Source organism: Inquilinus sp. YAF38 (genome assembly GCF_052113205.1).
Classification (GTDB): Bacteria; Pseudomonadota; Alphaproteobacteria; order DSM-16000; family Inquilinaceae; genus Inquilinus.
Genome location: NZ_JBFRCU010000049.1, coordinates 30,219 through 54,194, shown reverse-complemented (window position 1 = coordinate 54,194; position 23,976 = coordinate 30,219). Strand labels below are relative to the sequence as shown.

Annotated in this window: 22 protein-coding genes and 1 tRNA gene; 14 read left to right on the top strand and 9 right to left on the bottom strand. The window is 66.7% G+C overall.

The annotated features are described in order from the left end of the window. On the bottom strand, positions 1-290 hold a 290-nt coding region (locus tag AB4Z01_RS21250), incomplete at its 3' end, for a hypothetical protein (protein ID WP_441697216.1). Between the two features lie 299 nt (positions 291-589). On the opposite strand from AB4Z01_RS21250, the gene AB4Z01_RS21245 reads away from it, so the two are divergent. Continuing rightward, on the top strand, positions 590-1,642 hold the full coding sequence (locus tag AB4Z01_RS21245) for a LacI family DNA-binding transcriptional regulator (protein WP_441697214.1): 1,053 nt from the start codon (positions 590-592) through the stop codon (positions 1,640-1,642). Positions 1,643-1,962: 320 nt separating this feature from the next. On the opposite strand, the gene AB4Z01_RS21240 is transcribed toward AB4Z01_RS21245, so the two are convergent. After that, a complete protein-coding gene (locus AB4Z01_RS21240) occupies positions 1,963-2,445 on the bottom strand; it encodes an MmcB family DNA repair protein (protein WP_441697211.1) in 483 nt (160 codons plus the stop codon). Between the two features lie 286 nt (positions 2,446-2,731). On the opposite strand from AB4Z01_RS21240, the gene AB4Z01_RS21235 reads away from it, so the two are divergent. The 4 genes from AB4Z01_RS21235 (at position 2,732) to AB4Z01_RS21220 (ending at position 7,221) form a co-directional block, all read left to right on the top strand. Next, complete coding sequence (locus AB4Z01_RS21235) at positions 2,732-4,537, top strand: type I secretion system permease/ATPase (protein WP_441697208.1); 1,806 nt, start codon at positions 2,732-2,734, stop codon at positions 4,535-4,537. Then, the gene (locus AB4Z01_RS21230) at positions 4,455-5,852 is read left to right on the top strand and encodes an HlyD family type I secretion periplasmic adaptor subunit (protein ID WP_441697205.1); all 1,398 of its coding nucleotides are present in this window, start codon (positions 4,455-4,457) and stop codon (positions 5,850-5,852) included. The genes AB4Z01_RS21235 and AB4Z01_RS21230 overlap by 83 nt, the downstream gene beginning before the upstream one ends. A 134-nt stretch (positions 5,853-5,986) precedes the next feature. Next, positions 5,987-6,063 (top strand) — tRNA-Arg (locus AB4Z01_RS21225). A gap of 1,029 nt (positions 6,064-7,092) precedes the next feature. Next, positions 7,093-7,221, top strand: a complete 129-nt coding sequence (locus AB4Z01_RS21220; protein ID WP_441697202.1) for a hypothetical protein — start codon at positions 7,093-7,095, stop codon at positions 7,219-7,221. Here AB4Z01_RS21220 and AB4Z01_RS21215 read toward each other — a convergent pair whose 3' ends face one another. Next, positions 7,222-7,722: a MarR family winged helix-turn-helix transcriptional regulator gene (locus AB4Z01_RS21215; RefSeq protein WP_441697200.1), complete on the bottom strand. Its 501-nt coding sequence runs from the start codon at positions 7,720-7,722 to the stop codon at positions 7,222-7,224. Positions 7,723-8,040: 318 nt separating this feature from the next. Here AB4Z01_RS21215 and AB4Z01_RS21210 point away from each other — a divergent pair, with 318 nt between their 5' ends. The 6 genes from AB4Z01_RS21210 (at position 8,041) to AB4Z01_RS21185 (ending at position 13,708) form a co-directional block, all read left to right on the top strand. Then, on the top strand, positions 8,041-8,880 hold the full coding sequence (locus AB4Z01_RS21210; RefSeq protein WP_441697197.1) for an ABC transporter ATP-binding protein: 840 nt from the start codon (positions 8,041-8,043) through the stop codon (positions 8,878-8,880). A 15-nt stretch (positions 8,881-8,895) separates the two neighbouring features. Further along, positions 8,896-9,654, top strand: coding sequence for an ABC transporter permease (locus AB4Z01_RS21205; protein WP_441697194.1), 759 nt, complete (start codon positions 8,896-8,898; stop codon positions 9,652-9,654). Positions 9,655-9,664: 10 nt separating this feature from the next. Then, complete coding sequence (locus tag AB4Z01_RS21200) at positions 9,665-10,672, top strand: LysR family transcriptional regulator (RefSeq protein ID WP_441697219.1); 1,008 nt, start codon at positions 9,665-9,667, stop codon at positions 10,670-10,672. A 125-nt stretch (positions 10,673-10,797) separates the two neighbouring features. Next, a complete protein-coding gene (locus tag AB4Z01_RS21195; protein WP_441697192.1) occupies positions 10,798-11,790 on the top strand; it encodes an ABC transporter substrate-binding protein in 993 nt (330 codons plus the stop codon). Between the two features lie 122 nt (positions 11,791-11,912). Beyond that, positions 11,913-12,842, top strand: a complete 930-nt coding sequence (locus AB4Z01_RS21190; protein ID WP_441697189.1) for an ABC transporter substrate-binding protein — start codon at positions 11,913-11,915, stop codon at positions 12,840-12,842. Between the two features lie 26 nt (positions 12,843-12,868). After that, positions 12,869-13,708, top strand: a complete 840-nt coding sequence (locus tag AB4Z01_RS21185; protein WP_441697186.1) for an ABC transporter permease — start codon at positions 12,869-12,871, stop codon at positions 13,706-13,708. A gap of 125 nt (positions 13,709-13,833) precedes the next feature. Here AB4Z01_RS21185 and AB4Z01_RS21180 read toward each other — a convergent pair whose 3' ends face one another. Continuing rightward, the gene (locus tag AB4Z01_RS21180; protein ID WP_441697184.1) at positions 13,834-14,736 is read right to left on the bottom strand and encodes an NADP-dependent oxidoreductase; all 903 of its coding nucleotides are present in this window, start codon (positions 14,734-14,736) and stop codon (positions 13,834-13,836) included. A 220-nt stretch (positions 14,737-14,956) separates the two neighbouring features. On the opposite strand from AB4Z01_RS21180, the gene AB4Z01_RS21175 reads away from it, so the two are divergent. Next, positions 14,957-15,280, top strand: a complete 324-nt coding sequence (locus AB4Z01_RS21175; protein WP_441697181.1) for a winged helix-turn-helix transcriptional regulator — start codon at positions 14,957-14,959, stop codon at positions 15,278-15,280. 75 nt (positions 15,281-15,355) lie between these two features. On the opposite strand, the gene paoC is transcribed toward AB4Z01_RS21175, so the two are convergent. The 4 genes from paoC to AB4Z01_RS21155 all read right to left on the bottom strand — a co-directional run bounded on the left by paoC (position 15,356) and on the right by AB4Z01_RS21155 (position 20,316). Further along, positions 15,356-17,566, bottom strand: a complete 2,211-nt coding sequence (gene paoC / locus AB4Z01_RS21170) for an aldehyde oxidoreductase molybdenum-binding subunit PaoC (protein WP_441697178.1) — start codon at positions 17,564-17,566, stop codon at positions 15,356-15,358. Between the two features lie 264 nt (positions 17,567-17,830). Next, entirely contained in the window at positions 17,831-18,814 is a 984-nt protein-coding gene (locus AB4Z01_RS21165; RefSeq protein ID WP_441697175.1) for an amidohydrolase family protein, read from the bottom strand. Positions 18,815-18,877: 63 nt separating this feature from the next. Then, positions 18,878-19,630 (bottom strand): carboxymuconolactone decarboxylase family protein, encoded by a 753-nt coding sequence (locus AB4Z01_RS21160; protein ID WP_441697172.1) that lies wholly within the window; start codon positions 19,628-19,630, stop codon positions 18,878-18,880. Continuing rightward, positions 19,627-20,316 carry a type 1 glutamine amidotransferase domain-containing protein gene (locus AB4Z01_RS21155; protein WP_441697169.1) on the bottom strand — a complete coding sequence of 230 codons (690 nt, stop codon included), beginning with the start codon at positions 20,314-20,316 and terminating at the stop codon, positions 19,627-19,629. Before AB4Z01_RS21155 ends, AB4Z01_RS21160 begins: the two co-directional genes overlap by 4 nt. A 260-nt stretch (positions 20,317-20,576) precedes the next feature. Between AB4Z01_RS21155 and AB4Z01_RS21150 the strand changes: the two genes are divergently transcribed. After that, a complete protein-coding gene (locus AB4Z01_RS21150) occupies positions 20,577-21,482 on the top strand; it encodes a LysR substrate-binding domain-containing protein (RefSeq protein ID WP_441697166.1) in 906 nt (301 codons plus the stop codon). A 95-nt stretch (positions 21,483-21,577) separates the two neighbouring features. Here AB4Z01_RS21150 and AB4Z01_RS21145 read toward each other — a convergent pair whose 3' ends face one another. After that, positions 21,578-22,747, bottom strand: coding sequence for a serine hydrolase domain-containing protein (locus AB4Z01_RS21145; RefSeq protein ID WP_441697163.1), 1,170 nt, complete (start codon positions 22,745-22,747; stop codon positions 21,578-21,580). Between the two features lie 102 nt (positions 22,748-22,849). On the opposite strand from AB4Z01_RS21145, the gene AB4Z01_RS21140 reads away from it, so the two are divergent. Continuing rightward, positions 22,850-23,734: a LysR substrate-binding domain-containing protein gene (locus AB4Z01_RS21140; protein ID WP_441697160.1), complete on the top strand. Its 885-nt coding sequence runs from the start codon at positions 22,850-22,852 to the stop codon at positions 23,732-23,734. Positions 23,735-23,976: the final 242 nt, after the last annotated feature.

The following is a 23,976-nucleotide window of genomic DNA, read 5'->3' as shown; positions in this document are numbered from 1 at the left end:
TCCTCCTGCGCCGATTCGCGCTTCGCCGCGGCCTTGCGCCGCTCGTCGCGATGATTGGCGAACTTGTCCTCCAGCAGCAGGGTCTGCCGCAGCGACTTGGCGACCACGGCGATCCGCTTGCAATAATCGGCACCGGGCTGCGGCGCCTCGACCGCCTCGGTGCGGGTGGCCTCCATGATCTCCATCTGGATCTCGGCCGCCCGGGCCAGCATGCGCAGATGCCGCGCCGCCCGCTCCTCCTGGGGAGTGGCCGGGGCTTCCGACATCCGATCGGTCTGCGCCTTGTCCATGGAACATAGCATGAACGCAGTTGCCGATTAATACAATTGCACAATGTGTTTACTCACCGGCGCCGTGAGCTCTCGTGCTGGTCAGCGTGTCGCCGCGGCGCCGACGCCCGGCGGAGCCGGGCGGCACGTATGGCAACCGATTGCCGGGTAATGGCAACGTTAACCCCCTTTGCAATAGCTTTTTCCCGGGTCTAATGGACGGCACGTCGCCGCGGGACAGCATGGCCGGCGGCACATGGGAAAGAACGCGCGGGATCATGGCCAGGCGGCCCCGGGACAGTCAGTCGTTCGGCCCCCTCATGCGCGATGTCGCGCGGCTGGCCGGCGTCGCGACATCGACGGTCAGCCGCGCCCTCGCCAATCCCGGCCGGGTCAACGAGAAGACGCGCCGCCGGATCGTCGCGGCGGTCGAGCAGCTCGGCTACGTCCCCAACGCCGCCGCCCGGAACCTGCGGGTCGGCACGTCCAACATCGTCATGGCCATCCTGTCGGAGCCGACGATCGCCAACGGCGCCTCGCAGATCGTCCCCGAGGTGCTGCAGAGCGTCGCCTCGACCCTCTCGGACAATGGCTTCGGCCTGCTGATCGCCGGCCGCAACCGATCGGCGGCGGCGGAACGGCACATTCCCGACCTGGCGGTCAGCGGCATCGTCCGCGGCGCCATCCTGATCGGCGCCGCGGAGCTGCCGCCGCATGGCCAGCGGTCGCTGACCAATGCCGGCATCCCGATCGTGTCGGTGCTGCAGGACCGCAGCGCCGCCGGGATCCCGAGCGTGATCGCCGACGACCGCAACGCCATGCGCAAGGCGGTGCTGCACCTGATCGGGCTTGGCCACCGGTCGTTCTTCTATATCGCCGGGCCGGRGGGCAGCTATCACGAGGCCGAGCGGTTCGGCGGGCTGGCGGAGGCGCTGGCGGCGGCCGGCCTGCCCGACCGGGCGGTGGTCCGGCACGGCGGCGGCCATGCGTTCCAGGACGGCTTTCCGAGCGGCGTCGACGCCGCCCGGGCCTATCTGGCGCTGACGCCGCGCCCGACGGCGGCGGCCGCCTGCTGGGACGACGCCGCGATCGCCTTCATGAGCACGGTCCGGTCGCAGGGCGTGGCCGTGCCCCGCGACCTGTCCGTCCTGGGCTTCGACGGCGTCCCGGTCGGCGCCTTCTGCGAGCCGCCTCTGGCCACGCTGCGGCAGCCGACGGCGGACCTCGGGGCCAAGGCCGCGGAGATCCTGCTGCAGCTGCTGGACAGCGACGCCGCCGATCCGCCGCTGAAGACGACGCTGCCGAACCAACTGCTGCTGCGGGCCAGCACGGCGGTGCCGAAGTGCGGCGGGCATGGGGTCAAGCCTGTCTGATAGCGGCCTGGAGCGGAATGAATTGAGGTCGGATCACGTCGGCGCGTTCAGGCAGCGGCCGACGTCGAGCATCGATCAAGAGAGATAAAGAGTCCCCCCTCCCCTCGCGGGAGGGGGCTAGGAGGAGGGGGTTTTCGCCACCAAGACCGGCCTGGACTCTGGCGATCCGGCTCTGACCGTGAGACCTGTTCTCTGCCCATTCGCGCGCGGACGCGCGCAGCCCCTCCCCCTGCCCCCTCCCGCAAGGGGAGGAGGGACTAAAAAGGGACGGGCTTCAGTTATTCTGAAAAGACCTCGATCCCTTTAAGGACCCGCCGATATCAGATCGCCCCGGTGCCGCGCCAGCCGATCAGCGCGCCCTCGTCCTCCAGGAGGTGCAGGCGCTGGGCCGCGACCCGGCCGAACTCCAGCACCAGCGCCTTGCGCCGCGGCGGCGGCAGGCGGTGTTCCGGCGGCGGCCGCAGCAGCACCGCGTCGAAGCCGTCGGCGACGATCAGGCCGCATTCCGGGCCGATCAGCTCCTGCGGGAAATCCTCCGGCACGGCGAAGCAGAATCGGTCGCAATAGGCGGCGTAGTTCGGCCATTTGCGGTCGCCGCGGAAATCGGCGATCGAGACCTTGACCTCGACCAGGGTAATACCGCCCGCGCCATCGAGCGCGAGGATGTCGGCGCGGCGGCCGTCGGGCAGCCCGAACTCCGGCAGGCTGGTCTGGCCGGCGGCAGCCAGCCAGCGGCGCACCCCACGCGTGACCTGCGCCGTCTGCAATCGGGCCAGGGAGTCCATGTTGCTTCTTTGTTCCATGCAGCGCCTATCCTAAACTCCGTTTGGGCCCGCCGCCAAGGGAGAAGGATCGGTCTTGAAATCGACAGAATTTTGCCATGCCCATCACTGAATCTGTCGGGACAATGGGTGTTACCTGTGACACTGTTACAAAGCTCGGAATGAATTAATCAAATACGGGTCCTAGTGGGGATTCAGTTCGCTTTCCGGTAGCGGGGCGATCTGCTTCTCGATCAGTATACGACGGTATATAAAGTCGGCTTCGGGCGGTGGCGCCCGGGGGCGCCGACGAGGGGAAAAAAGCATTATGGCGAAGACCGAATCGACACCGCCGAGCGCCGCCCGCCAGGCCCTGAGATCCGTCAGGCCCTGGTTCCTCGTGGCGGCGGGATTCAGCTTCGCCATGAACCTGCTGGTGATGGTCTCGCCGCTGTATTCCTACCAACTGTTCGACCGGGTGCTGGGCAGCGGCCATGTCGAGACGCTGGTGTTCCTGACGCTGATCGCCGGCTTCGCCTTCATCATCCTCGGCTGGATCGACGGGCTGCGCTCGGCCCTGCTGGCCCGGATCGGCACCCGGTTCGAGCGCAAGCTGGCCGGCACGCTGGTCGAAACCGGGGTGAACGGCGCCGTGCTGGGCGCGCCGGTGGGCGGCCAGGCGCTGCGCGACCTGTCGCAGATCCGCGCCTTCATCGGCGGCCCGGCGATCGGGCCGCTGTTCGACGCCCCCTGGGCGCCGGTCTTCATCATCATCATGTTCCTGCTGCACTGGGTGCTCGGCGTCACCGCGCTGATCTCGGCCCTGATCCTGTTCGGCCTGGCGCTGGCCAATGAGAAGATGCTGCGCGGCCCGACCACCAATGCCAACAAGCTGCAGGTCACCGCCCAGCGCCAGGCCGAAGGCGCCATCCGCAGCGCCGAGACGGTGCGCGCCATGGGCATGCTGCCGGCGCTGCTGACCCGCTGGCGGCGCGACGCCGAAGCGGCGCTGCAGGGCCAGGAAAAGAGCTCCGACCTGTCGTCGATCATCGGCGGCTCCTCGAAATTCGTCCGCATCTTCGTGCAGAGCTTCGTGATGGGCGTCGGCGCCTATCTGCTGCTGCATGGCGAGCTGACCTCGGGCGGCATGATCGCCGGGTCGATGCTGCTATCCCGCGCCCTGGCCCCGGTCGAGCAGGCGATCAGCTCCTGGCGCCAGTTCATCAGCGCCCGCCAATCCTATGACTCGATCGAGAAGATCCTGACCGCCCTGCCGAAGCGCAAGGACGGGCTGACCCTGCCGCCGCCATCGGGCACGGTGCAGATCGACAAGCTGGTCTTCGTCGCGCCGGGCAGCAAGGCCCCGATCATCAAGCGCGTCAGCTTCGAGATCGCCGCCGGCGAGGCGCTGGGCGTCGTCGGCCCCTCGGCCTCGGGCAAGAGCACGCTGTGCCGCCTGCTGTGCGGCATCTATCCGCCGACCGACGGCGCGGTGCGGCTGGACGGCGCCGATCTCGGGCAATGGTCGCCGGAGACGCTGGGGCCGCATCTCGGCTACCTGCCGCAGGTGGTCGACATCTTCCCCGGCACGGTGGCCGAGAACATCGCCCGCATGGGCCAGGTCGACTCCGACCAGGTGGTGGCGGCGGCGCAGCTGGCCGGCGTGCACGACATGGTCGTGCGGCTGCCGCAGGGCTATGACACCCCGATCGGAGACGGCGGCGTGCCGCTGTCGGGCGGCCAGCGCCAGCGCGTCGGCCTGGCCCGCGCCGTGTTCGGCCAGCCCAAGCTGGTGGTGCTGGACGAGCCCAACTCCAACCTCGACGCGGATGGCGAGGCCGCGCTGATGGGCACGATCGCCGGGCTGAAGGCCCTGGGCACGACCGTGGTCATCGTCGCCCACCGACCGCAGATCCTGGCCGATGCCGACCGCCTCCTGGTGATGCGCGACGGCGAGATCGCCTTGCTTGGACCGCGGGCCGAGGTTCTGGCCCGCATCGCTGGACCACGTGCCGCCGACACGACGCCGGCGCCAAAGGGAAGTTCGGAAAATGTCGCTTACCCCTCAGGAGCCTGGACAGCCACTGCCGCCGGCCGTCCTCAGCAGCCCCCGCCTGCCCGCTCCGCTGGATGACACGGCAGCGACGCTGAAGCGCAACGCCTACGGCCTGAACCGCCTGAGCCTGATCGGCGGCGTCGTGATCGGTGTCTTCGTCTTCGGCTTCGGCGCCTGGGCCGCGGTGTCCCCGCTGGCCAGCGCCGCGATCGCCAACGGCGTGGTCAGCCCGGAGGGCAACAAGCGCACGGTGCAGCACCTCGAAGGCGGCATCATCCGCGAGCTGACGGTGAAGGACGGCGCCGCGGTCAAGGCCGGCGACACGCTGCTGGTGCTGGATTCGACGCGCGACCTCGCGACCTTCGATTCGGTGCGGATCCAGCGCCTGGCCGACGTCGCGGCGCTGGCCCGGATCGAGGCCGAGCAGACCGGCGCGGCGTCGCTCGCCATGCCGCAGGAGGTGCTGGACGAGGCGGCGAAGAACCCGGTCGCCGCGGCCCTGGTGCGGGCGCAGCAGGAGCAGTTCACTTCCCGCCGCGAATCGATCCTCGGCCAGAAATCGGTGCTGGAGCAGCGTGTCGAGCAGAGCCGCTCCGACATCGACGGGCTGCGCGCCCAGATCACCTCCGGCCAGACCCAGCTGGACCTGATACAGGAGGAGATCGACGGCGTCGCCCCGCTGGTCACCAAGGGGCTGGAACGCAAGCAGCGGCTGCTGGCGTTGCAGCGCGAACAGGCCCGGATCGTGGGCGTGAACGCCTCCAACGTCTCTTCCATCGCCAAGGCCGAACAGACCGCCGGCGAAAGCCAGATGCGGATACTGGCGCTGGACAGCGACTTCCGCGACAAGATCGCCGAGGAGCGCGCCACCACCCAGAAGGAGCTGGCCCAGCTCGAGGAGAAGATGCGCTCCGCCGGCGACGTGGTCGGCCGCACGCGGATCGTGGCGCCGGTCGACGGCACCGTGGTGAACCTGAAATACCACACGCTTGGCGGCGTGATTCAGGCGGGCGCCCCGATCCTGGAGATCGTGCCGAAGAACGACAAGCTGGTGATCGACGTGCAGGTGCAGCCGAACGACATCGACACCGTGCGCGAAGGGCAGACGGCTCTGATCCACTTCACCGCCTACCACCAGCGCAACATGCCGCGGATCGACGGCAAGGTGATCTATGTCGCCGCCGACAGCACCCAGGACGAGCAGACCCGCCGCTCCTACTTCCTGGCCAAGGTCGAGGTCGACCCCACCCTGCTGAAGCAGGTAGCGCCGCAGGTCAACCTGTCCGCCGGCATGCCGGCCGAGGCCTCGATCCAGACCGGCACCCGCACCGCCCTGCAATACGCGGTCGACCCGCTGGTCCACGCCTTCCAGCGCAGCTTCGTCGAGGATTGAGACGGGGCGCTGGGTTCAATCCCTTCGGCGATACAGAGGCCACCCTCTCCAGGGTGGCCTCTTCGCTTTCGGCGTTCACGCGACATCACGGCGGGGGTGTCATCGCCACCACGAGCTTGCTATAAGGGCGCCGGGTCCCCGTAGCTCAGCAGGATAGAGCGGCTGCGTCCTAAGCAGCGGGTCGGGAGTTCGAATCTCTCCGGGGACGCCATCCGCCCATTCTCTCCGTCGGTTCGGCAGAAGCCCCTCCCCTGCGCGGCACCGTTACCCGCGCGCGACACCGGACGGCTTCCCTGAACCCGAGCCCCGTCTACAGGAACGCAAAGGCATCTGGCGCTGGCGGAAATGCGCCAAAGGTGCGCGAGATCTGCCGGCAGCGGGCACAGCGGAGAAGGGAGGGAGAGCGCCATAGCGCGCTTCCCGCTTCCCCGATCCCGGCCTCGGGCCGCAGCTAGTCACCATGTGCGAGTTGTGGCCCAATCGAGACCAAACCCGAGTCAAGAAACCCATCATCAGTTAGATCGGGCGTGTCGTCGGTCACAACCCAACTGCTCGGCCCCAGGATCCCAATTTGCCAACCAGAGGTTTCACGGTTGAAAATCCAGGAAAAAAGACGCCCCTGGAAGGCAGACGAGTCCGGGGTCTGAATATAGGAACCGATCGATGTCAATTCTTCATCAGTAGCTTCTTTTTTATTAGTGTTTGGGTACATGACCAACAACTTCCAAACACTTCCGGTCCATCGAGCAGGGGCCCAAAGCGGTTCATATGGCGGGACGTCAACGAAGACCCAATAGTATCCCAGTGCACGATCAGCCATGATTATTCCCTGTCTGGTTCGGCTCAACCCTGCAGAGCAGCCATCGATCCTTATGTCCATGCCGAGTCGCCGCTCATAGTTTATCCCAGATTAGGTTTAAGGTCCCACGGGTAACAAGTGAGCGGAATCGGCGGGCGTCCGAGGGGTCTCCGCAGCCTGGGCCGCCCACGGTCCCCTAAGGCCAGGCCACCCGTCTCCGAAGCCACGGAAGCTGTCACCCGTGTGACCGATCCCGCCCGGGATGCCGGCCGAATGCCCGTCGTCATCTTGCGATGCCGATCATGTCAGCGCTGAGCGCGCGGCGCCGCCACGCGCCCGGAACTCATTCATAACGCCACCATCGGCGACGGCGAGGAACGCCTCCCCCTCGACAATGATGGTCCGTGAGCGCCGGCGACCGCGCGGGAACTGGTCGACGCCATGGCGGAGGCGGTCAAAGCCGCCAAGGCGGGCGCTTCGGTGCTGATCGACGCCAGGGTGTCGCCGGGCTACAGCCCGGCCATGGCCGCCGGGATGACCCGGCACGCCGGAGAGACGGCAACAGGCTGACTACACGTCTTCGCCGGAGTCGGGCGGAAGGTCGGCGAAATTCCGCTGCACGGCATGAAGATATGCGAGAAAGCGCGCCCGGTCCTCCGCCGAGAAGCCTGCCGTGGCCTGTTCGACGACCTCGGCCGCCAGCGGCAGAAGGACATGTTCGAGCTCCCGCCCCTTCGGGGTCAGCAGCACGTTCAGCTTTCGCCGATCCTTGGGGTCTCGCTCGCGCGTCACCAGCCCGGCCCGCTCCATGGCGGAAAGCGCCGTCAGGGTGGTCGGCTCCATCGTCCCGATCCGGCGGGAGAGTTCACGCTGCGTCAGGCCATCCGCCTCCCAGAGCGCGCGGAGGAAGTACCACATTCCGAGAGTGACCCCGAAGGGCTCGATCCTGCTCTGCAGATAGCGTTGGGTCGCGCGGTTGGCCATCCGGAGCTGGTAACCGACGCTGGCTTCGAACGGCAGTTCCCGCGGCCGCTCCGCCGACGCCCTGTCCTGAACCGCCCTGGTCGCCACCACCGCTCCAATTCGTCACGCCATTTTCCGCGGCATTATAGGCGCGGAGCCCTGCGCCGCCAGCGCGGTGGATGCGACCATCCGGAAAAGTCTGACTGGTCAAGCCAGATAGTCTTGGACCGCCCGGATCCGTGATCCCTAACGTATGACGCTCATAGGCTGCACACCGACAAGGAAGATGGCCGTGTCCAGGGATGAAAGGGATTCCGCCCGGCTCATCGAACCCCACCCCTTTCGGGCAAAGCTGCGCCGGGAGCGCCACCCTCGTGCCCGCCGCGGCTGACGATGAGCGGCGCTCTGCCGGAGGATGAAAGCGTCATGGCCACCTCGACCGCCAAGCTGCAGCTCACCGAAACCCGACGTGACGTCGATCTGGTCATCGATGACGTCACGATGCGTTTCGATGCCCGCGAGGGCCCGGTGACGGCCGTCGAGAACATGTCCTTCGCGATCGAGCGCGGCGAGTTCGTCTCCATCATCGGACCGTCGGGCTGCGGCAAATCCACGGTGTTCAACATCCTCGGCGGGCTCGTCCGGGGCTACCAGGGCCAGGTGAGCGTCGACGGCGAGATCATCGACGGCCCGCATCGCTCGATCGGCATGGTCTTCCAGGAGGAATCGACCTTTCCCTGGCGGACCGTCATCGACAATGTCGCCTTTCCCCTCGAGGTCAAAGGCGTCGGCAAGGCCGAGCGCCATCGGGTCGCACGCCGCTTCATCGACATGGTGGGGCTGGGCGGGTTCGAGCAGCGCTATCCCTCGGAGCTGTCGGGCGGAATGCGGCAGCGGGTTGCGATCGCCCGCACGCTGGTGTTCGAGCCGAAGATCCTGCTGATGGACGAGCCTTTCGCTGCGCTCGATGACCAGACTCGGCTGCTGCTGGGCGACAAGGTGCTCAAGATCCAGCAGGATCTGAGGCAGACCACGCTCCTGATCACCCACAACATCACCGAGGCGGTGCAGCTGTCGGACCGGGTCATCATCATGACCTTCCGCCCCGGCAGGGTGAAACGGATCGTCGATATCAGGCTGCCGCGCCCGCGCACCGGAGACGTCGTCGGCAGCGAGGCGTTCGGACGCTATGTCGCCGAGATCTGGAGCGACCTGCGCGAAGAAGCCTCGCGTGGGATGACTGACTGCGAAGACGGCGCACGCTGAGAGCGGAGCTGACCGATGAAACTCTCTGCACTCCCTCCGCAAGTCTTCGGATTGCTCACGGTCGCGCTCTTCCTCGGCATTGTCGAGTTGCTGCTGATGCTGGGCGCGCTGAACCAGTTCGTGATTCCATTTCCGTCGGACGTCCTGGGCAGCTTCGACCGGCTTTTTGCCGAGGAGCAGTTGCTGAACCGGCTCATGCTGACCGGTGCCGAGGCCCTGGCAGCCAGTGTCCTGGTGAGCATCGTCGGGGTCTCGATCGGCGTCCTTCTCTACAAGGTCCGCATCCTGCGCCTGGCCACCGAACCATGGGTGGCGGCAATGGCCGCGGCGCCGATCGTGCTGGCGTATCCCCTGTTCCTGGTCATGTTCGGCCGGAATGCGGTGACCATCGTCGCGATGGGCTTCGTCGCCGGCCTCGGCCCGGTCATCCTCAAGACGGTCGAGGCCTTGAGAGGAGTCCGAAAGAGCCTCGTCAATGTCGGCCTCAGCTACAATCTCAGCCCGTCCCAGCAATTCTGGAAGATCCTGCTGCCCGCCGCGGCCCCGACCATTTTCGTCGGCGTCCGGCTCGGCCTCATCTTCGCCCTGATCAATCTCATCGGCGTCGAGTTCCTGATCAATTTCGGAGGCCTCGGGCAGCTCATCAACGATCTGGCGGAACGCTACGATCTCCCCGGCGTGTTCGCGACGATCGTCTTCGTCGTGCTGGTAAGCGTCGCGCTCTTCGCAGGGCTGGAACGGGTGGAACGCTGGTTCCGGCCGGGTCGCCGATAGGGCCAGCGCCATTCGGGCTTCGGCCCTTGCCCGGCCACGGGGGGCGCAGCATGATTGCCGGGAAGAAGAACGCGCCAGGGAGGCCGATATCAATCTCCGCCAGCTTCGTTACTTCGTCAAAATCGCCGAAGTCGGGAGCATCACCGGTGCGGCGGAGCAACTGAATGTCGCCCAGCCGTCGCTGGGGCTGCAGATCAGGCAGCTCGAGCAATATCTCCGTGCGGATCTGCTGGTGCGGCATTCGCGCGGCGTCGTGCTCACGGAAGCCGGCCACCTGTTGCTGGAGCGGGCCCGCCGGGCGCTCCAGGACATCGAAGACATCAAGCGCGATATCCGGGCCCTGTCGGGTTCGGACCAGGAATTCCTGACCCTCGGACTGACGCCGAGCATCATGCTGCAGATCGGCCCCGACCTCCTGCTGAAGGCGAAGGAGGTCATTCCGTCCGTGTCGCTGAGCCTGGTGGAGGAGCTGAGCTACGGCCTGGTCTCGGCGCTGGAACGGGGCGAGCTGCATGCCGCGTTCGCCTATGGCGTTGACGAGCCGCGGCCCGGCGTGGACCGCGTCGCGCTGCTCGAGGAGGAGCTGCTCTTCGTCCGTCCCACCACCGGGGAGCGGCTTCCGGACACCGTGACCCTGGCCGAGGCCCTGACCCATGACCTGGTGCAGGCAGGCGAGCGCGACATGGTCCAGCGCCTGCTGAAGGCCGCCGCCGAGAAATTCTCGATGCCGTTGCGGATCGTCTACGAAGCGCAGTCGATCCCCGCCATGCGGACTCTCGTCGTGCGCGGCGCCGCCGCGAGCTTCATGCCCTATGGGACGGCGATCGAGGAGTTGCGGGCCGGCAAGCTGGTGATGCAGCGCATCTCCGACCTGCCGCTGAAGCGCACGCTGTATCTGATCAAGCCGAGCGGCGGTACGGCGTTCCGGCAGCAGGATGCGATCGACCGCTTCCTGGCGTCCGTGACCGACCATCTGCTGGAATCGCTGGGCCAGCTCGCGCATCGGGTCGGCGGCTGATCGTCGGCCAGCCATACGGCGTCGATCTCACTCTCATTCCTGCGAAGTCTTTGTTGGGCCGCCGGTGAACCGGCATCCTTCCGGACGTCATACGGCACTTCGGTTGTGCCGCTCGGGAGGAACCAGTGTCCGATCTGCGCCTGTCCATCGCCATCGGCGACTATGATCGCAATCGCCCGCTGATCGACGGCGCGGTGCAGATCGACGGTGTCGATCCGGTGTTCATGAAGCTTGTGCCCGAGGAGATTTTCTTCCGAGCCTTTCGCCATGCCGAGTTCGACGTCTGCGAAGCCTCGCTGTCGAGCTTCGCCATAAAGTCCGCGCGCGGCGACAATCCCTATGTCGGCGTCCCCGCCTTCCTGTCCCGGGCCTTCCGGCACACCGGCATCTTCATCCGCAACGATCGCGGCATCACCGGGCCGGAGGACCTCAGAGGCAAGCGGATCGGCTGTCCCGAATACCAGCTTACGGCATGCGTCTGGATCCGGGCGATGCTCGAGGACGACTATGGCGTGCAGCCATCCGACGTGACCTGGGTCCGGGGCGGCATCGAACAGCCGGGCCGCGCCGAGAAGATCAGCGTCGAGCCGCCGCCGCATATCAAGGTGGTGCAGGCCCCGCCCGATCGGTCGCTCAACCAGATGCTGGTGGAGGGCGAGATCGACGGGTTCATCGGCCCGCGCTCGCCCTCATGCTTCGATGCGGGACATCCGAAGATCTCCAGGCTCTTCCCGGAGCCGCTCACGGCGGCGTCGGACTATTATCGACGAACCAAAATCTTCCCGATCATGCATGTCCTCGGCGTGCGCCGCTCGATCGTCGAGCAGCAGCCCTGGCTGCCTGCCGCGCTGCTCAAGGCTTTCGAGCAGTCGAAGGCGGTCGCCCTTGCAAAGCTCGGCGACACGTCCGCGACCAAGGTGACGCTGCCGTTCATCGAAGATCAGCTTCAGGCGGCCCGCGATCTGATGGGGCAGGATTTCTGGTCATACGGGGTCGCGCCCAACCGGCACGTCCTCGACGCGTTCCTGCAGGCCCACCATCGCCAGGGGCTGTCTCATCGGCAGCTCGCCGTCGACGATCTTTTCCACGCATCCACGCTCGAGGCCTTCAAGATCTGACGGCCAACTCCAGCCACGGAAAATCCGCCGCAAGAGCGGATTCGGGCGATCACCAGCGCCACCAGACCTGAGTATGGGAGGATGAGATGAAGAGATTTTGCACGATCGCAGTCTCGCTGATCGTGTTCGGCCTCGGCGTCTTTGTCGCGAAGACCGCGCCTGCCGCGGACGGGCTCAAGATCGCCGCCGGGCAACGCGGGAACTGGGACACGTCGGTCTGCGAGATCGGCGTCCGCCTCGGCATCTTCCAGAAGCACGGCCTCGATCTGGAGATCCTGTACACCCAGGGCAGCGGGGAAACCCAGCAGGCGGTGCTTTCCAACAGCGTCGATATCGGCGTGGCCGGCGGTGTCATGGGTGCTTTGTCCGCCTTCTCGAAAGGCGCCCCCGTGCGGGTCATCGGCGCGGAGACCACCGGCGGCCGGGACCTGTTCTGGTACGTCAAGGCCGACTCGCCGATCAAGACCTTGAAGGACTTCGACGGGAAGACGGTGGCCTATTCGACCAACGGTTCCTCCACGCATGGCGTGGCCACTGCCTTCGTCAATGAAAACGGGCTGAAGGCGCAGCTGACGGCGACGGGCGGACCTTCCCAGACGCTCACCCAGGTGATGTCCGGCCAGATCGATGTCGGCTGGTCCGCACCGCCCTTCGGGCTCGACCTGCTCGACAAGAAGGAGATCCGGATCATCGCGACCGGCAACGACACGCAGGCCTTCAGGAACCAGACCGTGCGGCTGCTGATCACCAACACGAGCGTCCTCGAGGAGAAGAAGCCGCTGATCGACCGGTTCATGGCGGCCTATCGCGAGACCATCGACGCCATGTACTCCGGTGACGAGGCGATCAAGGCCTATGCCGCGTTCGTCGGCATTCCCGAGCCTATCGCCAGGCGGACCCGCGACGAGTTCTTTCCGAAGGAGGTCCTGAACCCGGACAGCATCGTCGGGCTGGGGACGATCGTGCCGAATGCCGTGACGCTCAAATACACGGCAAAGCCCATGACCGAAGAGCAGCTCGCCGAGCTGATCCAGATCCCGCCGCGTCAATGAGTGGCGGCAGGAGCACCGAGGCCGCAATGACCCCCACAGCCGCTTCAGGCAGGACCGACGGCCGCGCAACCGGGAGCAGCGAGGCGCGCGCCGTCCTGCTGACCAGGACAGGCATCGCTGTCGCGATATTGATGTGTTGGGAGCTTCTGGTCCGATCCGGACTGCTTTACCGCGACGTCGTGCCGTCGCTCTTCCTGATCGCGAAGGCGTTCGGGCGCCTGTTCATCGATGCCAGCTTCTACGCCAATCTGGGCGCCACCGCGGGAGAAGTCCTCGTCGCGATCGCTATCGGCGGGGGCGCGGGCATCGCGGTCGGCATCGTGCTCGGGCGCAACCGTTTCCTGCGGCGGGCCTATGAGCCCCTGCTGCACTATCTCGGTCCGACACCCAAGATCATCTTCTTTCCGATCCTGATCATGTGGTTCGGCGTCGGACCGGGCTCGAAGGTCGCGATGGGTGCGCTGTCGTCCTTCTTCCCCGTCGCGATCAGCGTCGCCGGAGCGGTGCGCGAAATCGATCCGGCCCTGATCCGGGTCGGGCAGAGCCTCCGGCTGAGCACCGTCCAGATGATCCGAAAGATCTACCTGCCGGCGATGCATGCACCGATCGTCAACGGCATCCGGATCGGCCTTGGGGTCGCCATCATCGGCACGCTGCTGGCCGAGACCAAGCTGGCCAACCAGGGCCTGGGCTATGCGGTGATCCAGACCTATGTGACCTTCGACATGCCCCGCATGTATGCCCTGCTCGCCGTCGTCTTCCTCTTCGCGATCGGCGTCAATTCGCTGCTGGGCCGCTACATCGAAGCCCGGGCCGCGCCCGGCGAACGTGATCCTCGAAGAGGCAGAACGCCTCGGCGGGGATGACGCGCCGGTCGATGTGCGCGCCGACTGGCCGTTCGCGGCCGGGATCCACCGGCGGCATGCTCCACGACTCGCGCGATCTGGCCGGCCATGCCGGGCTGCTCCTGGCCGACGACAACACGCGTTGATCATGCAATCGCGATGATGATCCTTCCGGTGACGTGGCCCGTCGCGCTCAGTGCGTGTGCGGCTCCGATCTGTTCAAGCGGAAACGTCCGTTCGATCGGCAGGGTGAACGCTCCCGCGACAAACAAGGCAGCAGCTTGAGCCAGCGCCGGCGTCGCGTCGCGTGGGTTGAACGACGTCCTGGCCCCATGGGCCGATGCATTGATGTCGGCTATCGAGACGACCTTCGCGGGATCGCCTGTGATCGCCACAAGCTCAGGGATGATCCCCGAGCCGGCGATGTCGAGCGCCGCCTGCACGCCCGCTGGCGCCAGTGCCGCAACCCGGTTGGCCAGACCCGGGCCGTAGGTGGTGGCGATCGCCCCCATCGACTGCAGATGGGCCTGCTTGGGTGCGCTGGCGGTGCCGATCGTGCGGATGCCGGCTGCCGTCGCCAGTTGCACCACGGCAGAGCCCACGCCGCCCGCAGCCCCGCTGACCAGAAGCATCTCGCCAGGCTGCACGCCGACCTCGTCGATGATGCGCGTTGCCGTCTCCACCGCCACCGAATAGCCAGCCGCCTCTTCGAACGACAGGGCGGCGGGTTTGGTCGTCCATTGGTGCAGGATCGCATAGTCCGCCATCGTATTGCGGCCTTTGCCGAAGACCGCATCGCCGACGGCCGCGCCCGTCACGCCCTCGCCGATGGCGTCGATCACGCCCGCCGCCTCCAATCCCGTTCCAGCCGGAAACGACAGCGGCATCACCTTGTGCATATGTCCCGACCGCAGCTTCCAGTCGAGCGGGTTGATGCCTGCCGCCTTGACCGCGATTCGGATCTGGCCTGCGCCGGGTTGCGGCAGGTCGACGTCTTCGACGGCCAGAACCTCGGGGCCGCCATATTCGTGGAAACGCACTGCCTTCATGGGTGAGCTCCTGATCCGCACGGCGCCGACGGACGAGCCATCGCCATGCAGGTTGTTGTCGGGCTATATGCCGCACGAGGTAACTAGATGAGACCAAAGCCAGCGAGAAGGAGGCAGGATTCTGGAACAAGGTCACCTGGCGGTAACCGCCCTTCCGGCCGCGCTGGCAAGGGACTATCGGAACCGTGCGGCCAGGGGGCATGACACGACGCAGTGCCCCGTGCGCGATGTCCTGAGCCGGGTCGGCGACAAATGGACGATGCTGGTCCTGCTGACCCTGGCCGAGGCGCCACACCGCTTCAGTCAGGTACAGCGTGCCATTCCCGATATTTCCAAGCGCATGCTGTCGCAGACGCTGCAAACTCTGGAACGCGATGGATTGGTGCTGCGCCAAGTCTTCGCCACCAAGCCGCCCAGCGTCGAATATCGGCTGACGGAGCTTGGCTGCAGCCTGTTCGAACCGCTCACGGCGCTGGTGCGCTGGGTGGAGAGGAGTCATAGCTCGATCCGGGCCGCGCGGCAGGATTACGATACGTCCTCCTGACCCGGCGCCGTCACGCCGACCAGATGCCGAGATTCCGCGGATGACGGGCCGATTGTTGCCGGCGATAGCCGGACGTCACGCGATCGCCGGGAGGCGATCGAGGAACTTGTCCAGCGTGATCGGATAGTCCCGAACCCGCACGCCGGTGGCGTTGTACACGGCGTTGGCCACCGCCGGCGCGACCCCGGTCAACCCCAACTCCCCGACGCCTTTCGCCTTGACCGGCGAGATCGCCGGATCGACTTCGTCCACGAACAGGACCTCGAGGTGTGGGATATCGGCGTGAACGGGCACCTCGTAGCCGGCAAGATCGTGGTTGACGAAAAAGCCGAGACGCTTGTCGACGGCCATCTCTTCCATCAGCGCGGCACCGATGCCCATGGTCATCCCGCCGATCACCTGGCTGCGGGCGGTCTTGGGATTGAGGATGCGGCCGGCGGCGCACGCCGCGAGCATGCGCCGCACCCGGATCTCGCCGGTGAAGGCGTTCACGCCGACCTCGGCGAAATGCGCGCCGAAGGTCTGGATCGCGTAGCGCTTCGCCAGGTCGCCGAACTCCATGCTGTCCTCGACGACGAGGTCGCCGTCGTCGGCCGCGCGCGCGATCGGCACGCTGCGATTGCCCGAACGGACCTCGCCGTCCGTGAACTCGGCATCGACGCCGTTGAAGCCGAGGCGCTGGGCGATCGCCTCGCGCAGCTTCATGCAGGCCGCATAGACCCCCGCGGTGACCGACGGAGCGCCCTGCTGGCCGCCGGATCCCGGCGTCTCCGGGAAGCTCGAATCCCCGAGCCTGGCCACCACCTTGTCGAGGGGCACGCCCATCATTTCGGCCGCCGTCTGCTGCACGATCGTGTAGCTGCCGGTGCCGATATCGGTCATGTCGGTCTCGACCGTCACGACACCGTGCCGGTCGAGACGGAGTCGCGCCCCGGCCTTGGAGATCGGCGCGCCGCGGATCGCCCCGGCCATTCCCATGCCGATCAGCCAATGTCCGTCGCGCACCTGCCCCGGTTCTGCCTTCCGCGCGCTCCATCCGAAGCGGTCGGCCCCGAGGCGCAGGCATTCGACGAAGGGTCGCGAGGAGAACGGGCGGTCGGGTTTTTCCGGGTCGACCTGCGTGTCGTTCAGAATGCGGAAATCGACCGGGTCGACCCCGAGCTTTTCCGCCAGCTCGTCCATCGCGATCTCCAGTGCCATCAAGCCCGGCGCTTCGCCGGGCGCCCGCATCGCGTTCCCCTCGGCGAGGTCGAGCGTGGCGAGCCGCACCCGCGTCATGCGGTTGGGTCCCGCATAGAGCGCCCGCGTCGAGAGGGTCGCCGGCTCGGTTCGCCCGCCGGCGAGGTTGCCGGACCAGCTCTCATGGCCCACGGCCGTCAGCCTGCCGTCGCGCGTCGCCGCCAGACGGATGCGCTGGATGGTCTTCGGCCGGTGAATGGTGCTGTTGAACATGATGGGCCGCTGGAGCGCCAGCTTCACCGGCCGCCGCGCCGCGCGGGCGCAGACCGCGGCGAGCGCGAGGTCGGCCTGGACCGTTCCCTTGCCCCCGAAACCGCCGCCGATGAAGGGCGAGATCAGCCGGAGATTCTCTCGCGGAATTCCCAGGATGAGGCCGAGGTCGCGGATGCCCCAGTTCATCTGCTGAATCGAGGTCCAGCAGGTCAGGCGGTCGCCGTCCCAGCGGGCGATGGTGGCGTGCGGCTCCATCATCGCATGCGCCTGATCGGGCACGACATAGGTCTCGTCGATCTTGACCTCCGCGGCGGCGAAAGCCCCTTCGAAATCTCCGACATCCGTCTGGGTCGGCCCGCCGAACTGCATTTGCGGCGCCACGGGCGCGCTTTCCAGCTGGGCGGCGAGATCGAACCTCCCCTCGCCGCGCGTGTAGTCGACGCGGATCAGCGACGACGCGGCGCGGGCCTGCTCGAAGGTCTCGGCCACCACCACGGCGACGGGCTGATGGTAGTGGTCCACGTCGGGCGCCGCCAACATGCGCTGGACGTAGAACTTGCCGACGCCGAGCGGCCCGGCATTGCGGTGGGTGACCACGGCCAGCACACCGGGAGCGGCCTCGGCCTGCCGGATGTCGATCGACGTGATCCGGCCCTTGGCGATCGCCGCGCCGAGGATGTAGCCATAGGCGACGTTCGGCGCGATATCATGATGCTCGTAGGCGTAAGTCGCCGTGCCCGTTGTCTTCAGCTTCGCCTCGAAGCGGTCGACAGGCTGTCCGACCACTTTCAGCCGGTCGATCGGGTTCTGCCCAGCAAGCGTATCGAATTTCATGGTTCACCCTCGCGCTTGCGCCATGACCAGAGCGAGCGAGCGCTCCACCAGCGGCACCTCGAATGCGTTGTCGTTGGTCGGCCGGGCGTTCGCCATCGCCTGCCCGGCGACAGCCTCGGCGCGATCCCGCCCAGCGCGACCCGTCCGCTGCCGTCGTCCCGGATGACGTCACCAACCACCAAAGACGTATGGGCTGTGGGAGAAACCATTAGCGCCATGAAAACGCATGAGGCTATCAGCCTGGCTCATGAATGACGGTCATCGTCACCCGGCTGCGTTTCCAGTCAGGCGTTCCCAGTTTTCTTGGGCGAATTGCGCCTTGTGGGCCTCGTCGAGCGCCAGACCATCCAGGAAGCGGCGCGCGTCCCCGCCGGGGCGGTACTGGTACGGATAGTCGGTCGAGAACAAGACCCGGCCGGGACCCACCGCGTCGATCGCGCGCTGAAGATAGGCCGGGCTGAACATGCCGCTGGCCGTGAGGTAGAGATTGCTGCGGACATAGTCGATGAACGGCCGTTCGAGCCCGGCCACATGGTCGAGCGCCGCGAGCCGCTCGAGATAGAAGATCACCAGCTCGCCCCAATGGCCGAGAATGACCTGCAGGCCGGGATAGCGGTCGAACACGCCCGCCAGGACCAGGCGGACGAACTGGATCCCCGCCTCATAGTGCCAGCCGAGACCGAAGGTGGAGAAGGCGAGGTCGATCCGGTCGCCGAAGCCCGAATAACAGGCCTCGCGCACGCGATCCTGGGGGATCTGCGGATGAATCAGCAGCGGCACGCCCAGATCGGCCGCGCAGGCAAAGGTCGGCTCGAACATCGCATGATCGAGATTCCTGTCGCCGACGCGGCCATGCAGGATCGCCCCCCTGCAGCCCAGCTCCTCGACGCATCGGCGCAGCTCATGAGCGGCAGCTTCGGGCTCCGCGCACGGCAGCACCGCGAGCGCCTGGAAGCGGGACGGGTTCGCCGAGACCGCATCGGCGAGGAGATCGTTCGTCCGGCGGGCCAGGTCGACGCCCTGCCGGCCGGACAGATTGTTCAGGCCCGGCGTCGTCAGCGACAGCACCTGGACATCGACCCCGGTCTCGTCCATCAGGGCGAGCCGCTGCTCATCGAGATCGGCAAGACGCTCGCCAAGCACGCCCGGATTGAGAGCGAGGGTTCCGTCGTCGGCGCCGGGGGTAGAGCCCCACGCCTGTCTCACCTCATCCGGCAGGACATGCTCTTCGATTGCTATGATTTTCATTCACGGCCCTCTGCAATGATCGCCAGAGCTTGCCTCGCCGTCTGAACCTGCTTCGGGGGAGGATCAGGCGGGCTTCCCCGCGAAGAAGGCCTTGATCACCCCGGTCGCGGAGATCGCGAACGGCCAGCCGGAGTAGAAGGCGATATGCGCGATGATCTCGCCGAGATGCTCCCTCGTCACGCCTTTCTGAACGGCACGGTTCAGGTAGAACGGCAGGAACTCGAGCTGGCCGAGCGCCATCAGCGCCGAGATGGTCACGAGATTGCGATCGCGCATCGCCAACCCGGGACGAAGCCAGACCTGATGATAGAGAGGATCGTCGGTGAAATGCTGCAGCGCGCGCGAGACCGGCGCGACGCTGCCGCCGATGAAGGCGACCCGGTCGCTTTCGTCCGGCACCGCATCCTCGAGCGAAAGCAGCGGCGGCGCGACCTCGGGCAGCTGGTCGGCACCGATTTCCCGTTGCGCGAAGATGTCCTTCAGGACGTCGACCGCAGCGAAGGCTGTCGACCACCCGCCATAGAAGGCGAGCTGGGTCACGATCTCGGAGATCTCCGCCGGGGTCACGCCGCCGTCGAGCGCGCTGTTGAAGTAATGCAGCATGCCGATCGTCTGCGTCCGGGCGATCAGCGCCGACAGCGTGACGATGTAGCGATCCTTCTTCGACAGCCCTGGCCGTTGCCAGAGCTCGTCGCCGATCTTGCTCTTGGTATAGCTCGCCAGCACGGGCGAGACCGAAGCGATGTCGGCCGGCGTCAAAGCGGAATGCGGAAGGTTGGGCGTGGCCATGGGATTTCCCCTGATGGTGCTGATCAAGCTTTGGGCGCGAGCTGCGCGGCGATCGCCACGCCGACGCCATGGGCGGAGGCCGGGTTCTGGCCGGTGATCAGGCGCCCGTCGACCACGACGTTCTCCGCCCAGTTCGGGGCGGGGTTGTGGTGAGCACCGCGCTGCTCGAGGGTCGAGGCCAGCAGGAACGGCACGATCCTGGTCGCCTGGACCTCCTCTTCCTCCGCGTCGGTAAAGGCGGTCAGCTGCTTTCCGGCGACGAGATGGCTGCCGTCGCTGAGCCTGGCGTTCACCAGGGCCGCCGGCCCGTGGCACACCGCGGCAACCACGCCGCCGGCCTCGTAGATCTCGCGGATCACGCGCTGCACGTCCGGACTGCCGGCATAGTCCCACATGGTCCCGTGCCCGCCGGCAAAGAACACCGCCGAGTAGCGCGAGGTGTCGACATCGGCAAGGCTGAGGCTGTTGCCGAGCGCCGTGCGAAACGCCTCATCGTTCCAGAACCGTGCGTTGACCGGATCCGACAGGTCGAAGCCGTCGATCGGCGGCTGGCCGCCGCGCACGGAGGCAAGCTCGGTCCTGACGCCCGCGTCCTCGAGGACGGCCAAGGGATGGGTCAGTTCGCTCAGCCAGAAGCCCGTCGGCTGGCCGGAATCCCCCTTGATCGGAAAGCTCGTCGTCACGCACAGGACGGGCTTGGTGCTCTCGGCCATTGTCGTGCTCCTTAGGATTTGAGGGATGCGCATCTCTCTGCGTCAGACCCGGGCGCCGCCGAGGCTCCCGATGGGCGTCCCGAGCACGACAGGAGGATGAGGTGATGCCTGATGGCCGCCCAAGAGCCAGTCAGCCCGGGGCCTTTTGCTGGCGCCCACTGTTACCGTAGAGCGACGGTCCGTAGTGGCGATTGTTTTTCGCATACTTGTCTCTTCCTGTTCTACGATCATCAGATCGCCGTCCGAGAAAGGGCCCTTCCGTGCGCGACAGGTTCGATGGCGTGGAGGTCTTCGTGGAGGCGGTCGAAGCCGGAGGCTTCGCCAAGGCCGCCGACCGGCTGTCGCTGTCGCGTTCGGCAGTCGGCAAGGCGATCGCGCGGCTGGAGGAACGGCTCGGCGTTCGGCTGTTCCACCGGACGACACGTCTGCAAAGCCTGACGGAGGACGGCCAGCAATATTACGAGCGATGCCTGCGTGCCATCGAGGAACTGCGGGCGGGTGAGTCTCTCCTGGAATCCGGCCGACGCGATGTCTTCGGCCGATTGCGCGTATCGATGCCCGTGCTGTTCGGGCGATACTGCGCGGCGCCCATCCTCCTTGCCTTTGCGCGCCAGCACCCGAAGCTCGAGCTCGAGCTGAGCTTCAACGATCGTCAGATCGACCTGATCGCCGACGGCGTCGACCTGGCCATTCGCAACGGCGTCCTCGGCAGCGGATCCGCCTTGTCTGCGCGCCGTCTGGTGAGCCAGCGCAAGGTGCTCTGCGTCTCTCCGGCCTATCTTGCCGCCCGCGGGCAGCCCCGTTCGCTGGCGGATCTGGCCGGCCACGACAGCCTTGTCTACTGGCGCAACGATCACGGGCTGACCTGGCAGCTTCCCGACGCCGGCGGCGCCCTCGTCGACGTTTCCGTCACCTCCCGGCTGCGTTTCGACGACCTCGAGGTGATCGCGGACGCCGCCGTCGCCGGGATGGGGCTGGCTTGGCTTCCGCACTGGCTCATCCGCGATCGGATGCGTGCGGGCGCTCTCGTCGAGCTCTGGACGGATCGCCCGAGCGCGTCGATGGAATGCTACGCGGTGTGGCCGGCCACCCGATATCTGCCGCTGCGGTCGCGGCTGGCGATCGATGCGCTCGTCTCCGGGTTGCCGAAATGCCTCGACACTTGAAGCCACGGATCCATTGCGTCGGCCATCGCCGCTCCAGATACGAGGCTGATCGGGGAGCCCCTGCGCCTTGAGCATCGACGCACGAGCTTGACGAATTACGTCGCCGGGCCGGAGGTCGCCGCGGCGATGCTGCGCGAGAATTTGCCGAACATCCCCTCATAGGCGGTGTTTGTCAGCGAGACGACGGTTCGTTTCCGTTCGAAGTCGATGCCCCACGAGGCGCCATACACGCCGCCCCAGGACACCGATCCCTTGCTCCATCCGCTCGCGGCTTCCGCGGGGTCGATCAGCACGGCGCCCAGCCAGGAAAATCCCCAGCCCGGGCCGGCCGCCTGCGCTTCCGCGCCGACACGTGGCAGCCTCGCCGCCTGGCGGAGGTCGTCGCGCAGTAAATCGCCGGAGCGGTGCGCTTCGAGCAGTGTCAGAACATCCCGGGCTCGTCCCGCCATGCCCGCACCACCCGAGGGCCAGGTGGATTCGGTTCGGATCCGCTCCGGATCGAACCGGACGCCCGGCCCTTCGCCGAAGGGCAGCGGCACCTCGACCCCGGCCGTCATTCGCACCGGCTGCGGCTCGCCGTCGCGATACGGGACGGCAAGCTCATCGCCGGGCCAATGAAACGCCGCGTCGAGCCGCAGCGGATCGCAGACCAGCGTGCGGATGGCTTCGCCGAGGGCTGTGCCGGTGACGGCTTCGATGACGCCGCCGAGCACATCTGTCGCGACGGAATAGCGCCAGCCCTCGCCCGGCCTGCGGTCCAGCGGCACGCTCGCGATGCGAGCGATGTTGGCAGCCAGAGACTCTTGGCTTTCGTCCAGCCCATCCGAAACCTGCGCGCGGGCGTAGGCGCCATCCACTGGCTGCTGGAAGCGGTAGTCGAGCCCGGCCATGTGCGCCATCAGGTGAGCGATCCTGATATCGGCGGCCGAGCCGTCCTGCAGACGAGGCCGAAACTCCGGCAGATACTTCGTCACGCCGTCCTCGGGCGACAAACGACCGGCTTCCATGAGCTTCAACGCCGCCATGGTCGTGAACGGCTTCGTCACCGAAGCCAAGCGGAACGGCGTGTCGACCCGCATCTGCCTGCCCGTTTCGCGATCGGCATGGCCTGCCGCCCGTTCATAGACCAGCTTGCCGTCTTCGGCGACGAGCACCACGCAACCGACGATGCGGCTCTCGGCCAGCGCCTCGTCGACCGCAGCATCGATCGCACCCGCCGAATTTCCCTTCAGGCTCCGTGCTGTCAGCGCAATCTCTCCGGTCATTTGTCGCTCCAGATCGAACTATGAACGTGTCCGAAGATGCGGCCGCTTGATCATGAAGTTGAGCTGGTTCATCCTTTAAGGCTCCTGAAGCAGTGCTTAACGATGGAATCCGACATCTTCCCTTTGCTGCCCGCCTTCCGCATGGTCGCGGCGACTGGCGGCTTTACCGCCGCATCGGGCCGGCTGGGAATGACGCCGTCTGCGGTGTCGCAGAAGATCCGTCAGATCGAAGCCCTGATCGGTGCCAGGCTGTTCGAGCGCACCAGTCGCAGCGTCCGGTTGACCGAGGCGGGCCGGCTGCTGCTGCACGACACCGACCGGGCCTTCAGCGACATCACGGACGCACTCGACCGGGTCCGGGCGGTCGGAAAGCGGCCAGCAGGCAATCTGCGTATCAACCTGTCGCGGCTGGCTGCCCAGGCCTGCATCCTGCCGCGGCTGGCCGGCTTCGTCCGCCACTACCCCGACATCACGCTCGAGCTCACGACCGAAGACCGGCTGACGGATATCGTCGCGCAGGGTTTCGACGCCGGGATCCGCTTTCCGGGCATGCTGGAGATGGACATGATCGCCCGTCCCATCGGTCCGGCGCTTCGCCGCCCGACACTGGCCTCGCCCTCATATCTGCAGGCGGCCGGCATCCCCCAGCATCCGAACGATCTCGCAGGTCATCGCGTCGTGCGCTACAGGTTGCCCGGAAGCCAGCGGCTCCAGCCGCTGATCTTCAAGGTCGACGGTCAGGTGCTTCGGATCGACCCGCCGTCCCGACTGGTGCTCGACGACAACGAGCATATTGCTCTCGCCATTCGTGAAGGTTTGGGCATCGCCCAACGCTACATGGCTGCGGACACAATCGCCGTCTGCTCGGACGATCCCGTCGAGCTTCTGACGCAATTCGAGCCGGATCCTCACCAGTTCCAACTCTACTACCCCTCGCGCGGTCAGCCGCCGAAACTTCAAGCCTTCATCGAGTGGTTCTGTGGCTGATGCGGAGCCCGAGCTCATCGCGCTCGGCGCTCCCCATGACGGTGACCAAACATCCGGCTCGCCGTGCGTGCCTCACCCATCAGGAGCGCCAGGCAGCGACCAACCGGTTGCGGCCTCCTGGGAGCGCTGATAGAAACGTCATGTCGAAAGAGTGCTGACCGGATGGTAGCCCGGTCGTCGCCCGCAGCTGGGCGGCAACTCTCCCGTCAGGGTAACCGCGACACCGAGACCGGCTTGCCGGT